The organism is Streptomyces sp. LHD-70 (genome assembly GCF_031157275.1).
Lineage (GTDB): Bacteria > Actinomycetota > Actinomycetes > Streptomycetales > Streptomycetaceae > Streptomyces.
In genome coordinates, this window is record NZ_JAVIFW010000026.1 from 75,054 (window position 1) to 87,955 (window position 12,902).

Annotated in this window: 14 protein-coding genes; 7 read left to right on the forward strand and 7 right to left on the reverse strand. The window is 69.0% G+C overall.

Annotation, left to right across the window (positions count from 1 at the left end; all coding sequences use genetic code 11):
- Window positions 1-52 precede the first annotated feature (52 nt).
- The gene (locus RCO28_RS34575) at window positions 53-1,393 is read left to right on the forward strand and encodes an IS21 family transposase (protein WP_308945321.1); all 1,341 of its coding nucleotides are present in this window, start codon (window positions 53-55) and stop codon (window positions 1,391-1,393) included.
- Window positions 1,390-2,199 carry an IS21-like element helper ATPase IstB gene (gene istB / locus RCO28_RS34580; protein ID WP_308945322.1) on the forward strand — a complete coding sequence of 270 codons (810 nt, stop codon included), beginning with the start codon at window positions 1,390-1,392 and terminating at the stop codon, window positions 2,197-2,199. Before RCO28_RS34575 ends, istB begins: the two co-directional genes overlap by 4 nt.
- A gap of 884 nt (window positions 2,200-3,083) precedes the next feature.
- On the opposite strand, the gene RCO28_RS34585 is transcribed toward istB, so the two are convergent.
- The 6 genes from RCO28_RS34585 to RCO28_RS34610 form a co-directional block, all read right to left on the reverse strand.
- Window positions 3,084-3,305, reverse strand: a complete 222-nt coding sequence (locus tag RCO28_RS34585) for a hypothetical protein (RefSeq protein WP_308945323.1) — start codon at window positions 3,303-3,305, stop codon at window positions 3,084-3,086.
- Between the two features lie 54 nt (window positions 3,306-3,359).
- Entirely contained in the window at window positions 3,360-3,707 is a 348-nt protein-coding gene (locus RCO28_RS34590; RefSeq protein WP_308945324.1) for a DUF6233 domain-containing protein, read from the reverse strand.
- Between the two features lie 5 nt (window positions 3,708-3,712).
- On the reverse strand, window positions 3,713-4,681 hold the full coding sequence (locus tag RCO28_RS34595; RefSeq protein WP_308945351.1) for a hypothetical protein: 969 nt from the start codon (window positions 4,679-4,681) through the stop codon (window positions 3,713-3,715).
- 208 nt (window positions 4,682-4,889) lie between these two features.
- Entirely contained in the window at window positions 4,890-5,453 is a 564-nt protein-coding gene (locus tag RCO28_RS34600; RefSeq protein ID WP_308945325.1) for a hypothetical protein, read from the reverse strand.
- Between the two features lie 66 nt (window positions 5,454-5,519).
- The gene (locus tag RCO28_RS34605; protein ID WP_308945326.1) at window positions 5,520-5,819 is read right to left on the reverse strand and encodes a hypothetical protein; all 300 of its coding nucleotides are present in this window, start codon (window positions 5,817-5,819) and stop codon (window positions 5,520-5,522) included.
- A 169-nt stretch (window positions 5,820-5,988) separates the two neighbouring features.
- A complete protein-coding gene (locus tag RCO28_RS34610) occupies window positions 5,989-6,195 on the reverse strand; it encodes a hypothetical protein (RefSeq protein ID WP_308945327.1) in 207 nt (68 codons plus the stop codon).
- Window positions 6,196-6,488: 293 nt separating this feature from the next.
- Here RCO28_RS34610 and RCO28_RS34615 point away from each other — a divergent pair, with 293 nt between their 5' ends.
- Window positions 6,489-7,028 carry a hypothetical protein gene (locus tag RCO28_RS34615; protein ID WP_308945328.1) on the forward strand — a complete coding sequence of 180 codons (540 nt, stop codon included), beginning with the start codon at window positions 6,489-6,491 and terminating at the stop codon, window positions 7,026-7,028.
- Window positions 7,029-7,306: 278 nt separating this feature from the next.
- Complete coding sequence (locus RCO28_RS34620; protein WP_308945329.1) at window positions 7,307-8,641, forward strand: competence protein CoiA; 1,335 nt, start codon at window positions 7,307-7,309, stop codon at window positions 8,639-8,641.
- A gap of 152 nt (window positions 8,642-8,793) precedes the next feature.
- Here the strand turns inward: RCO28_RS34620 and RCO28_RS34625 are convergent, their stop codons facing one another.
- The gene (locus tag RCO28_RS34625; protein ID WP_308945330.1) at window positions 8,794-10,014 is read right to left on the reverse strand and encodes an IS110 family transposase; all 1,221 of its coding nucleotides are present in this window, start codon (window positions 10,012-10,014) and stop codon (window positions 8,794-8,796) included.
- Between the two features lie 233 nt (window positions 10,015-10,247).
- On the opposite strand from RCO28_RS34625, the gene RCO28_RS34630 reads away from it, so the two are divergent.
- The 3 genes from RCO28_RS34630 (at window position 10,248) to RCO28_RS34640 (ending at window position 12,790) form a co-directional block, all read left to right on the forward strand.
- A complete protein-coding gene (locus RCO28_RS34630; protein ID WP_308945331.1) occupies window positions 10,248-10,724 on the forward strand; it encodes a DUF6166 domain-containing protein in 477 nt (158 codons plus the stop codon).
- A 2-nt stretch (window positions 10,725-10,726) separates the two neighbouring features.
- A complete protein-coding gene (locus RCO28_RS34635) occupies window positions 10,727-11,248 on the forward strand; it encodes a hypothetical protein (RefSeq protein WP_308945332.1) in 522 nt (173 codons plus the stop codon).
- A gap of 267 nt (window positions 11,249-11,515) precedes the next feature.
- Window positions 11,516-12,790 (forward strand): hypothetical protein, encoded by a 1,275-nt coding sequence (locus RCO28_RS34640; RefSeq protein WP_308945333.1) that lies wholly within the window; start codon window positions 11,516-11,518, stop codon window positions 12,788-12,790.
- Window positions 12,791-12,902 lie beyond the last annotated feature (112 nt).

Sequence of the window (12,902 nt, forward strand, 5' to 3'; positions counted from 1 at the left end):
GGCACTGTGTTCGGCCTGTTCGGGGGCCTGGATGCTCACGCGGGAGGAAGACGTGGATGCTCATGCATTGCGTCGTCAGGGTTGGTCGATCTCGGCGATCGCGAGACATCTGGGTCGTGACCGGAAGACCATCCGGGCCTATTTGAACGGCGAACAGGAGCCGGGCCGACGTCGGCAGAGCCCGGACGCGTTCGTCCCGTTTCTGGATTACTGCCGGCAGCGGCTCGCCGACGATCCGCACCTGTGGGCCTCGACCTTGTTCGACGAGCTCAAAGCCCTTGGATATGAAGGCGGTTACTCGACTTTCACACGGGCTCTTCGCCGCTATCAGGTTCGTCCGCACTGCGAGCCATGCCATGCGGCCAGCGGCCGCAACGTCGCGGTCATCGCCCACCCGCCAGGCGAGGAGATCCAGTTCGACTGGCTCGAGCTGCCCGACGCCCCCGCGTCCTGGGATGTCGGATCGCATGCGCATCTGCTGGTCGGCGCCCTCGCTCACTCCGGCCGCTGGCGGGCCGTTCTGGCCGAGAGCGAGGACTTCGCCCACCTGGTCGCCTCGCTGGACCAGGTCATGCGCAAGCTCGGCGGGACCGCGCGACGTTGGCGGTTCGACCGCATGTCGACCGTTTGCTATCCCAGCAGCGGCCAGGTCACGCCGGCGTTCGCCGCGGTCGCCAAGTACTACGGCGCCGGTGTCGACATTTGCCCGCCCCGCCGCGGGAACCGCAAGGGAGTGGTGGAGAAGGCCAACCACTCGGCGGCTCAACGCTGGTGGCGGACGGTCCCAGACGCGTTGACGATGCTGCAGGCCCAGTCCGGCATCGACAAACTCGCCATCCGCATGGACGAGCGCCGCCGCGTCGTCGACGGCATCAAGGTCACCGTCGGCGAACTGGCCGCCTACGAACCCTTGTTGGACCTTCCCGTCCGGCCATTCCCGGCGGAACTCGAAGTCGAGCGGACCGTCAGCCCGCAGAGCCTGGTCGCCTTCGAAGGCAACTTCTACTCGGTGCCGCCGGGCCTCCCGGGAGCCCAGGTCAGCGTCGAACTCCGCCTGGGCGATGACCACTTGAGCATCGCCACCGCGGGCCGAGCGGTGATCGCCCGGCACCGGCGGGCGCCTAAAGGCGCCGGGCAAACAGTGCGGGACTCCGGTCACGTCATCGCGCTGGAACGCGAGGTTCTGGCCGCGTTCTCCGACCGGGCGCCCTGCAAGACCAAGGTCCGCAAGCCCCTCTCGGACGCCGCTCTGGCCGAGGCCGAACGGCTGCGGGGCAACCCGACCGCGGCCGGGAACCCGGCCGAGCGGGTCGTGATCGACCTCAACCACTATGCCGCCGTGGCCGACCGGCTGCGGAGCGTTCCCTCACCCAAGGAGGAGAGCACGGAGTGAACACGACGCCGATGCAGATGAGCGAAGCACGACGCTTCCAGCAGCTGCGGGGCCACCTGTCCTACCTCAAACTCAACAACGCCGCCGAGGCCCTGAACCGGGTCTGTGACCAGGCCAGAGCCGAAGGCATGTCCCTCACCGCGGCTCTGGAGCGACTGCTTGAGATCGAGGTCGAGGCCACCGAGGCACGCAAACTCGCCGCCCGTCTCCGGTTCGCCTGCCTGCCGGAACCGTGGACGCTCAACGACTTCGACTTCGCTGCCCAGCCGGGCGTCGATGAGAAGCTGATCCGCGATCTGGCCACCTTGCGTTTCCTCGACGACGCGTCGAACGTGTTGTTCGTCGGGCCGCCCGGCGTCGGCAAGACCATGCTTTCCGTCGCTCTCGGCAGAGCCGCCGTTGAAGCAGGCCATCGCGTCTACTTCACCACCGCAACCGAACTCGCGGCCAAGTGCCACAAAGCCGCTCTCGAAGGCCGCTGGAAGAGCTGCATGAACTTCTTCGCTGGCCCGAAACTCCTCATCATCGACGAACTGGGCTATCTCCCCTTGCCCGAGGACGGGGCGTCCGCGTTGTTCCAGGTCATCAATCAGAGGTATCTGAAATCCAGCACGATCCTCACGACAAATGTCGGCATCGCGGACTGGGCCGGCGCGTTCGGAGACGCCACGGTCGCGGCCGCCATGCTGGACCGGCTCCTGCACCGGGCCGCGGTCGCCGGCATCGACGGCCCCTCCTATCGCCTGCGGGGGCACCAGAACCAGGCCGAAGCGATGCGAGCTGGGGTGAACTCTCGTGTCTCCTGACCTCGCCGTCGAAACGCCCCAGACGGAGGACGAATTGGCCCGCCGATGCCCCGGCTGCGAAACCGTCTTCACAGTCGAGAGAAGCACCAGTCGGCAGGTCTTCTGTTCGCGAACCTGCCGCGAAATCGCTCGTCGGCAAACCCCCGTCGAGCGAACCTGCCCGGTCTGCAAGAAGGACTTCACCACAACGGTCAGTCCTCGCCGCGTCTTCTGCTCGAAGGAATGTCGCCATATCGCTCGGAACAGTGAGGAAGAGCAGGAGAGCCGGAACTGCCCGGTCTGCAACAGTTCTTTCCAGGCGCCGAAAACCGTGCGGAAGGTCTACTGCAGTTCCCAGTGCCGGAGCACCGCGGGGAAAAGGCGAGACGAGGCACGGGACCAGGACCGGGCACGGCGTCTGGGTGAGCCGCCGAAACCCGCTGTCAGCCGGCCCATCCCGGCACCGGTCGAGCCGCAGGCGCCGCAACCACGGCCGCAGACCATCAGGCCCATCGTCCGAACAGTCCAGGAACGGGACCCGATGGAACCCACCGCCACCCGCGAATGCCCTCACTGCCGTCAACCCGTGACCATCGTCGCCCTGTTGGCCACCCCTGAAGCGGCCCGGCCTTCAGTGCCTCCAGGCCCCACCGACCCGATCCCCATCCGGCGAACGCCATGAGCACACCTGCCGGTCACTGATTCACCGGGCCCGCCGACCTGACGGTCGGCGGGCCCGCCCGCTCTCGCTCCCCACATTCCCCACTCAGTTGAACCACTGACCAACTGAGGCGAAGAGCATCACCGGCCGTTTTCGCCGATCCTCATCAGAGGGCGATGGGCCAGACGCGCTTGCGGCTCATCCGGCAGCCGCCCGAGTACACCGCGACCGGCGCCGGCCCTTCCTAGGATGAGGAAACGGTCCGGCCGTGCCCGCTGGTCCAGGTCTCCAGCACTCTGACGTCACCGTCGCCCTCGACGGACAGAGTGATGATCACGCCCGGTTGGGAGCCGTAGCGCCCGATGTCCTTTGTGAACTTCGCCTCGGCGACGGCCTTGTCGGTCCACCAGCCGATCACGGCCGGCCCGTCGGCCCGGAAACGGATTCGTACTTCATACGTGCGCACGTCGAGAGCCTCCCACGGTCGGCTGCAGGCGAATTGGACGAATTCGCGAAAGTCTCATGAGGCGGTGAGGCCGAGGGCGGTGTCCGGGCGGCAGTGGCTGCAGGCGGGGACCGGGCCGTGGTGGAGGGCCTCGCGTGCCTGCTCGGCCGTGATCTGGCGGATCCGCTTGCCTGCCATGTGGCAGTCGCCGGTGTGCACGTAGATCGCGGAGCGGCCGGACAGCCCGAGCTCGAGGAGCCAGTCCGGGGGAGCGGGGCGGGCGGCCTTTCCGCGTTCCCGCTCGGTGCGTCGGCGCTCCTCGTCCGCGATCCAGCGTCGCGTGCGGTCCAGGTCCCGCGTCTGCACGCGTTCCAGGAACCGGAGTTGGGAAAGCCGGTCTGCCGGCGGTTGTTCGGATCCCATCGTGATCAAGCCGCCTTGCGCAGCAGCGAGGCCGGGCCGACGGTCCCCTTCCCATATCGGGCGTTGGCGCGGTCGGCGACCGACTCGACCCGCAGTCGCATCTCCCGTCCGCGATCGAAGGTGATCTGCTCGGCGGCCGCATGCGCGCCGACGAGGTCATCGGCCCGCAGCAGCAGGCCGGTGAGCCGGCCGCGTTGCAGCCCTGCAGCGTCCATCAGCCGGTAGGCCGCCGTGCGCAGGTCCTCGTCATGGGCAGAGGGCTCGGACAGCCGCAAGGTCTTGGACCAGCGGGTACCTGCGGCGAAGTCCAGCTGCAGCGTGAGGCCGCGTGCGATCTGCTCGCGCCGGCGCAGCGTGCTCGCGAGTTCGACGACCAGGTCGAGCAGCCGAGCGCGGACGGCGGCGCCGTCGAGTTCCTGCTGCGCGAAGCGGTGCCGCACCGCCGCCGACATCGGCAAGGCCTTCGGTGTCACGGGACGCGGGTCGACCCCGCGCGCTCGCTCGGCGGCGACCCGGCCCGCGCGGCCGCCCAGGAGACGCTGGACCGTGCCCAGAGGCATGGCGGCGAGCGCTGCCACGGTGTGGATTCCGTACGTGTTGAGCGCACGCGCCTGCATCGGGCCGATCCCGTGCACCGCCTCGACCGGCAGCGGCGCGAGGAAGTCGGAGACCTGGTCCGGCTCGACCAGGACGATGCCGCCGTGCTCCGGTGCCAGCGCGGACGCGGTGGCCGCGACCGCCCACGTGGGGGCGAGACCGATCCGAAGATCTACCGACAGCCGAGCCAACGACCGAACCCTGATCGTCTCGGCCAGCCGCAGCGGCGGAACACCGAAATAACGCAGCGCGCCCCGCAGCTCGACCACGGCCGCGCCCGGCGGCACGGCCTGGACGACGGGGGAGACCTCGGAGAGGACCTCCAGAACCTCGCGGTACGTCGGCTCCGGCAGCCCGATAGGCACACGCACGTGCATCACCGACGCTACGCTCCCTGTACTGGCCATCCTGCTCACCTCCCACACTCACATTATCGAACGAAAATTCGAACAAGCCAGTCGCGGGAGGCTCGCGCGCGCTGGCGGTGTGTGAGTTTGCGTGAAGAGGCGGAGCCGCAGCGCCAGGTCACGCTGGCCGGTGGTGCCATACGCCCTGGAAGGTCGGACAAGGAGCGCGCGGCCGGCCTCACGTGACGGCAGGCTGTGGCATCTCCAATGCGTCGGCGACCTTGCGGGCCATGGCGGCGATGTGCGGCGGCAGGTGGCGGTCGAGGGAGTCGACGTCGTCGCAGAGCCGGGCCCGCAGCCCGTGCAGGCATGCCTGGGTCAGCAGCCGCTGCGGTTCCTCATCGGGTGTCCCGGTGCGCTTCGCGAACACCCTCCCCCAGGAGAACTGCAGCCGCGCCTCCGGATCACCGGACTCGGGGGCAGGATCGCCGCACAGCCCGGCGGCTTCGTGCCGGTCGGACTCCTGTGGTCCGGCAGCCCGGATGTGCTGCTGGTTGACCTGGAGGTAGGTGTCGAGGGTCTCCTTCGGCATGCCCTCGCGCTCGCAGTAGGCGGCGATGAGCAAGGCGGCCATGTCCATGGTGTCCGCGGCGTCCGTGGTGCGGTAGAGCGTCATCCGCCTCCAGCGGTCGGCGACGTCGGGCTCGGTGTAGCGCAGGACCTCCTGGCAGTTCAGCGAGGCCTCGGAGACGAGCTGGTGAACCGCGAGGCGCAAGGCCTCGGGCATCGGGGTGGGGTTCATGTCCGCACGCTAGGCGGCCCGGGCTCCTGGACCGGGGAGGCACCAACCCGCCCTCACCCTGGCGGACTACGGGCACCCCACCGCGTCGCTGACGATCGCATCCAGGCACGCGGCGCGGGCCTCGCGCGCGGAGGCCAGGGCAGACGCGTCGTAGACGTCGACGCTCACGTCGAGCTCGGACATGCGCGAGAGGATCGTGCGCCGGCGGGAGTCGCGCTCCTTGGTGAAGTGGATACGGCTCTGGCCACCGAGGAGTAGTCCTCGTAGCGCAGTCCGGGACGCATTGAGGTTGCGGGGCAGGACCGCGGCGGCCGCGATGACGTAGCCGCGTGCCTTGGTCTCGTCCACGAAGATATGTCCTGCCACGAAGCACCCCTCCCGCTCAGAATCCTCATAATGCCGCGTCGTATGCCGCTTGGGCCCGGGAAACATGTCACCGAGCACCGACACCGCACACAGGCAGTTCGGGAGGCAACGGTCGATGGGCGCTACCGCCTACTAGAGCGCCCTCGCTGGCCAAAGCTGACACCACAGATCAGCCTTCAGCGTCCTGCCGTTCGGGTACGCGATACGCGAGGAGGTGAGCCAGACGACGGGCCTCGACAGCCGTTGGCGCGTGGGAGCGCGCGACGTCGTCTAGGAGGTCGAGGAGCTCTCGGGCCTCCGTGAAGGTGAGCAGCGGCTGCCGCGCGAGGTCCTGTTCCGGGTCGTATTCGGCGTGATCCAGGTCGGGTTGATGCATGCAGAGCGAACGGCTGTCGCTTGGCGATGGTTACGTCTCCTGCCACGGGCGCCGGCACGCCCATGCGCACGCTGTGGCTCGCGAAAGCCCTCTCGCCCCCTGGTGTGACCGATCTCGGCGGCGCTCGTTGTTGGTTCGGCGCCGCTGAGGAATCTGCTGCGACGGTGCCCGGCTGAAGTATCTTCCGTTCCCACGGCGACGGATGAGTAGGCCCGAGACGCACCGCGTCATCGCAGCGACCGTGGCTGAGGACAGCGCAGGCGGCCTGGGGGCTGGCGCCGAAAGGAACCTTCGTGTCCCACCATGCCCGCAAGAACGATGCCCGCCGTCGGCAAGAACTCCTCGACACCAACCGCCGAGCTGCGCTGCAGGATCTCCACTCCAGCTTGCCACCCGCTCTCGAGGCCCGCCGCACAGCCCAGAGCCAGACAACTGCCGCTATGCGCACCGAAGTTCCCCAGCCCCTGCTCGCGTTGACAGCCGACTACGGCCACTGGGCGAAGAAGAACATCACCGAGGCCCTACACCTCAACCGCACCCATGCACACGACATGCGCCAGTGGCAGCGCCTTGTTCTCTACGCACTCACTGACACCTGCGCCTACACGTTCACCCTCGCCGGCGCCATCGCTGCCCACCTACAGCAGACCGGCGTGGAAGAGTGCGACGTGAGGCGGTACCTCCAGACCCCCGACCTGAACCGCTACGTCACGCAGCCGGCCTTGGACCTCCTGGACGGAGCCATGGGACGGCCAGCGCCCGACGAACGCTCCTGCTGCAACTGGGAGATCGGCCGGGTCATCGTCGGCACGCTGGGCGATGAGCCAGCCTAAGGAAGGCGAGACCCGGTACCTGAGAACACCGCGTCCGCCCAAGCGGTGAAGCGGGCCCCGAGCCAGAGCCGCTGCGGCCTGACGCGATGTCAGCGCCCCGCGCCACACTGGCCTCCTCGCCGACCAGCAGGGGGGCCAGCGTGGCGTTCAGGGCCATACACGCCGAGTGGGGAACCGTCTTCGCACATCTGCCCGACCTCGGGTGCGGACGCAGCTGGGAAGCGGTCTGGAAGACCCGGCCACCCGCCCCCCTGACCTGCGACGAATGCCTACATTCGATGTACGCGAAGACCTCCCACAGCGGCTTACGGTTCTTCGCCCACGCGCCCGGCGCCCCCACCTGCGCACTCGGCCTCGAATCCGTCGCCCACCACCTCCTCAAGCTCGAACTCGCCACCGCCGCCCGAGAGGCTGGCGCCCACGCCGAACTCGAAGTCCCCGGCCCCGACCGCACCTGGCGGGCCGACGTCCTGGCCACCGACCCCACCGGGAACTGGAGGACGGCCCTGGAAGCCCAGCTCGCCCCGATCACCAGCGCCGACATCACCGCCCGCACCGAGAAGATGCACACCGACGGCGTCACCTCGATCTGGTTCAGCGACCGGCCTCGCCCACCCTGGCTCGGCACCGTCCCCTCCGTACGCCTGGAACGGCCCGAGGGAACCAAGAACCTGACCGTCGCCGAGGGCCTGGTGAAGTTCTCCGCCCGCGGCTGGAGGCCCGTCCCGGCCGGACTGCCCCAGTTCCTCACCTGGGCATTCGCGGGCCGCATCGTCACGCACACCCCGCGGACCCCACTGTGGTACCCGCAGCGCTCCCTCGCCACGGTGTGGACGGCACCGCAGTACATCGCCGCCGAGGACACCCACCTCCTCGAGGAAGAACGCCGGCAGCACGAGTACGAGACCCGCAGGGCCGCGCTACGGGCGGCCCAGGAGAAGAAGCGGGACGAGATCCGTGCCAAGAACGCCATCTCCCGCGCGAAGGCACTGGAGGAGGCGACCGCGGCTGAGCAAGCCGCCCGCACCGCCCAGACCGGGAGGCTGAGGGAGGTTGCCATCCGCTTCCGTCCCGGCATCGACCCGACCCTGGCAAAACTCGCCGACGAGCACGGCGTCACCGCGACCGTGGGCTGGAGTACAGGCGATCCCCGGTACGCCGGCGGCGTTCCCCTCGTCGACGAGAACGGCGTCCCGGTCGCGGTCTTTGACCCTGACCCGGGGCGGGTCCGCGGTCACGCCTTCCGGCTCCTGGCCGGCCTCCTCCTGATCTTCCCCAGCCAGCCCAGCCAACGGCGTTTCGAGAAGGCCACGAAGCGCGCCAAGCGCAGGCCGATCGACGGATACCAGACCGGCTTCGTTGGCGCCCCGCCCTCCGGCCCCGCCAGACCCCGCCCGCACATCTCGTCGAGCGTGCTCATCTGCACCTGCACGACCCCGCAGCTCGTCGCGAGAATCCAAAACGCCGAGTACCCCGCCGAGCCCAGCGATCAGATGGGTCCCGCTGCCGCTCTCTTCCGGCCCCAGTGCCGCGCGTGCGGCGGCAAGTACGAGAAGCCGTGGCGCCGGATCGGCAGCGCACCCATCAACCGGACAAGCAGCCCAGAGAACTGAAACTCGTCACCTGGTTCGCCGCTCGTCTAACGAGCCAATCGCGCCCTGTTGCCGATCCGTTCAGTGGGGCAGTCTGATCCCGCTACAGGAGATCAACGGGAGGGATTCCCAATGACATTGTCAAGCTGGGACGGTGACACGCCGTGAGGGTGTCATGCCGCTGCGGTCTTGGTGCCGGACACGGCTGTGTCGAAGGTGCGGTGGTCGCGTATGAGGGCCCAGAGCACGTTGAGGCGGCGCCTGGCGAGGGCAAGGACGGCCTGCTTGTGGTTCTTTCCCTCGGTCCGTTTGCGTTGGTAGAACCGCTGGGATTCGGGGCAGTGGACGGCGGCGACTTGGGAGGATATGTAGAACATTCGCAGGAGCCGCCGACTGTAGCGGCGGGGTCTGCGCAGGTTGCCGGAGACCTTGCCCGAGTCGCGTGGGACGGGGGCGAGTCCGGCGACGCCGGCAAGGCGGTCAGGACTGCCGAAGGCCTTCATGTCACCGCCGGTCGCGGCGATGAACTCGGCCCCGAGCGTGTCGCCGATGCCGGGCATGGACGTGATCACATCGGCGTCGGGATGCTCGCGAAACCGGCCCTCGATCAGGGCTTCGAGTTCCGCGATCTCCTGGTCGAGGGCCATCACCTCCCTGGCGAGGGTGTGGACCATCTTCGCGGCGGTCTTCTCGCCGGCCACCACCGTGTGCTGGGCCTCACCGGCGGTCACAGCCACGTCCGCGGCGTTCTTCGCCGTGGTGAGGGTGCGCACTCCGTGGTTCTTCAGCCAGGCCGAGAGCCGGGCCCGGCCGATCCGACGCAGCGCGGCGGGGGTTTGGTACTTCGTGAGCAGGATGAGCGCGGTCTTGGAGGTGCTGTAGTCGAAGGCTCGCTCCAGCGCGGGGAAGTACTCCAGCATCTGTGCGCGCAGCCGGTTGATCGCTCGGGTGCGGTCCGCGGCCAGATCCATCCGACGGGCGGTGAGGATCTTCAGGTCAACTGCGATCTCGCTGGTGGCATGCAGCGGCTGCAGGTCACGGCGCATGCGCGCGGTGTCCGCGATGACGAAGGCGTCCTTCGCGTCCGTCTTCCCGCTGCCGCGGTAAGCGGCGGACGCATGGTGGACGGTGCGGCCGGGGATGTAGAGCAGCCTCTGTCCGTGGTTGACCAGCAGAGCAATCCACAGGGCAGCGCCGCCGGAATTCAGGTCCACCGCCCACGTCACCGGCTCGCCCTCGGCCAGGTCCAGGACGTCGCCCAGGAGCTCCAGCAGCTCGGTCTCGCTGTTGGGCACCCGGCGGGTGAGGAACACCGTGGCGTCCGTGTCGATCACCGTGCAGTGATGCTCGCCCTTGCCCGCATCCGTACCGGCCCACAGTTCGGGCACGGTCACCTCCAAAGTCGTCCCGTTCTTTCACCCAGCAGACGACCTCGCCGACGTGTCCATACGAAGCGATGCAGTTCGCGTATCCCAATGAGTGGCCGTGGTCGTCGCGGGACCCCGGGCGGCCAATCCCTCCAAGCCACAACAGCGGCAACAACATGGCAGCCACACCCGGGGTCCCTGGGCCCGCTGATCTTACGAATGAGCAGCTCAGACCCACGTGAAGAAAGGTATGGAACAGCATGGCTTACGAGGACTGCACGTACCACGGCATCCAGTACGGCCCGGAGACAGACCGGGGCGACGACGAGGAGTGGAAGCCCGCCCGGATCCTCGTCGAAGAGCCCGAGTTCGGGCCCACCCAGAGGCAGATGGGGGTGACGGTGCTCCGTGAGCTCGCCGAACCGGAGGCCAGCGGCTTCGGCTGGGGATACAACGGCGGCGGCACCAGCGCGGCGGCCGCGGCGATCCTTGCCGACGCCCTCGACCTGGGCGACCCGGACAAGGCCGGCATCGGATACACGGCCTACCTCGAGGACGAGGTGCTGGTCCAGCTCCGAGAGGACTTCTGCGACGACGTCCTATCCCAGCTCTGCGACCAGTGGCGTCTTCGCCGCAGCATCATCCTGCGCTGGTCGCTGGCCTGGTACCTGCAGCGCGGCATCGACGAGGTACCCACCGCCCTGCGGGAGCTCCCGCCGCTCCAGAGCCAGACCTGACCATGGGCGACTCGAACACGGCACGGCCGGGCGGCTCCCTGTGGGCCCGCCTGGTCGACGCCTTCCACGGACGGGACGCGGCAGCGCCATCAGCGTCGCCCGTCGCCCCGAACAGCTTGGAGTGGAAGGTCGATCCCGACACGGAGACCTGGTGGCACCTGCCGCCGGGCGGCCCCGCCGGAATGCAGGAGATCCGGGGATGCGCACCCGACGAGTACGACTTCGCCCGCCTGGTCTGGCAAGCCTGCGAGGTGTGTCGGCTCGGACTGATCGTGAAGATCCGGGTCACCGAGCCGTGGCAACGCCACGGGTACGGCAGCCGCATGGTGCGCTTCGCCCTGCGCGGCCATGGCGGGTACCGCTGGACCACGACGCCGCAGTCGGAGGACGCCCAGGCGTTCTTCCCGGCCCTCGCCAAGGCAACGGGCGTGGCCTTCCCGCGGCAGGCCGAACGGTGCGAGCACATGCGGGCGAGGGGGCTCCGGCGCTCCCAGCCTCACCGGATCGAGCCGCCGCCCGCCTGAGGCTGGGAGCACACGTCAGTCCCGGTGGACCCGTTAGTCCAACAGGTCTGACCGGGGCTGAGTTGTGCGGGGCCTCCTGTTCGGCGCGCAGCCTCCACATGGCAGCCGCCAGGGGACAGTTGCTTCCCCTTGCTGGCTCCGTTGGTGATGCCGCATCGGCCGCGTCTCACCTCGACCCGAACAAGTCAGGTTCAGCAAACGGCGAACGCGTTCTGGGCGCCCGGGAGTAGCGTGATCACCATCGACACACGGGAGGGGGAGGCGCTGGTGTTTCAGCGTTCTGGAAGGACCGATCTGCCCGAGAAGCTGCTGCGGAACGCGGTGGCCACCCGGCCCTCCCGCTACCGCGGGCCGCGGCGCCGCACCGGCTTTGTCCTGCACTGCTGGAACACCGAGTTCGGCGACGTCGTCCTCGCGCACACGGTCGCTGGCGAGATGGGCATGACTTTCCCGACGCACGCGCTCCTGCGTGAACTCTCCGAGGGCGCCGCCTCCTTGGCCGTTGTCGCGGCCGACTACTCCGGAATCAACGGTCCGAACATCGAGGCCGTCGACGCCGCGGGCCCGGACCAGCACTACGGCATCAACTGGCGCGAGTTGGAGCGGGTACTCGGTATGCCGGCCCCGTACTGGCACTGGAACCTGCGCGACCCCGAGCTGATGATGAACTGGCGGCCCGGCGCCCCTCAGCAGCATGTCCCGGTCGTCGTCGTCCCGGACCCGGCGCCGCTGCTGCGCCTGGCCGCCGAGGAGCCCGACGGATCCCACGCCGCCATCGCAGCGCTCAGCCTCGCCCGCGAGGCCATGTGGGACACCGCAGAAGACGCGCACCGAGAGATCACCGAACACGTCGACACCATGGACGCCCCGGACTCGATCGCGGTCGCCGCTCGCCCGCTCCTGCCCCACCGGCCGGAGCCGGTCGCCGAGGAGATCCTCCGCGACGGCTGGCGGACGATCCTGTCGCGTACCGACATCCTCGCTGCGCAGTGCGCCCAGGTCGCGGATATCCACGGGGCCAGCCGCTTCTTCCCCGGCCTGCACAAGGTGACCGTCGACCTCGGCTGTGAACAGGCCACCACATGGGCCTCCCGGCTGCTGCCCTCCCCGCGCACAGCGCTGGCCGCACCGCTCGACGTCGCCGAGGGCGACTTCCTTGTCGACCCGTTGACCGACATGCCGGCCGTACGGATCGGCGGGGGAACCATCGAGACTGTCGCGCCACAGCGCCTGCCCGCCCACTCGCCGCTCGCCGCGCTGACCATCGGCCGCGGCTCGGTCTGGGTGACCTGCGAGGACGGCACCGTGTTCGTGGCGCCGCAAGTCGCCAGCGGCTACACGTACGGATACGCCGGCGGCGGGCCGACCGCGCTGGCCCGCCTGATCGACCTGCTGCTGAAGGACATCACCAACCCGGCGCCCGGGCACACCGCACAGCGTCCGCCGGCCGGGCTGGGCTACGCGACCGAAGTCGGGTGGAAGGGCCGCACTCCTCCCTTCACGCTCACCCGCGCCGAGCTCGAAGCCCTGCGCGACGCGTAAGCCACCCGCCCGCCGGGATCAACCACGCCCGCGTGCCCTGCCTCGGGCTGCACTTCGGGTCGGTCACCCCGACGGGGATGCGCGATTCCTCACAGAACGAGCCAACTCCTTT

Excerpts from the sequence above, each read along its gene's own strand:
- RCO28_RS34590 (WP_308945324.1), bottom strand. The coding sequence starts at position 3,707 with ATGGGATCCGAACAACCGCCGGCAGACCGGCTTTCCCAACTCCGGTTC.
- RCO28_RS34595 (WP_308945351.1), bottom strand. The coding sequence starts at position 4,681 with ATGCACGTGCGTGTGCCTATCGGGCTGCCGGAGCCGACGTACCGCGAG.
- RCO28_RS34600 (WP_308945325.1), bottom strand. The coding sequence starts at position 5,453 with ATGAACCCCACCCCGATGCCCGAGGCCTTGCGCCTCGCGGTTCACCAG.
- RCO28_RS34610 (WP_308945327.1), bottom strand. The coding sequence starts at position 6,195 with ATGCATCAACCCGACCTGGATCACGCCGAATACGACCCGGAACAGGAC.
- RCO28_RS34620 (WP_308945329.1), top strand. The coding sequence starts at position 7,307 with ATGTACGCGAAGACCTCCCACAGCGGCTTACGGTTCTTCGCCCACGCG.
- RCO28_RS34630 (WP_308945331.1), top strand. The coding sequence starts at position 10,248 with ATGGCTTACGAGGACTGCACGTACCACGGCATCCAGTACGGCCCGGAG.
- RCO28_RS34635 (WP_308945332.1), top strand. The coding sequence starts at position 10,727 with ATGGGCGACTCGAACACGGCACGGCCGGGCGGCTCCCTGTGGGCCCGC.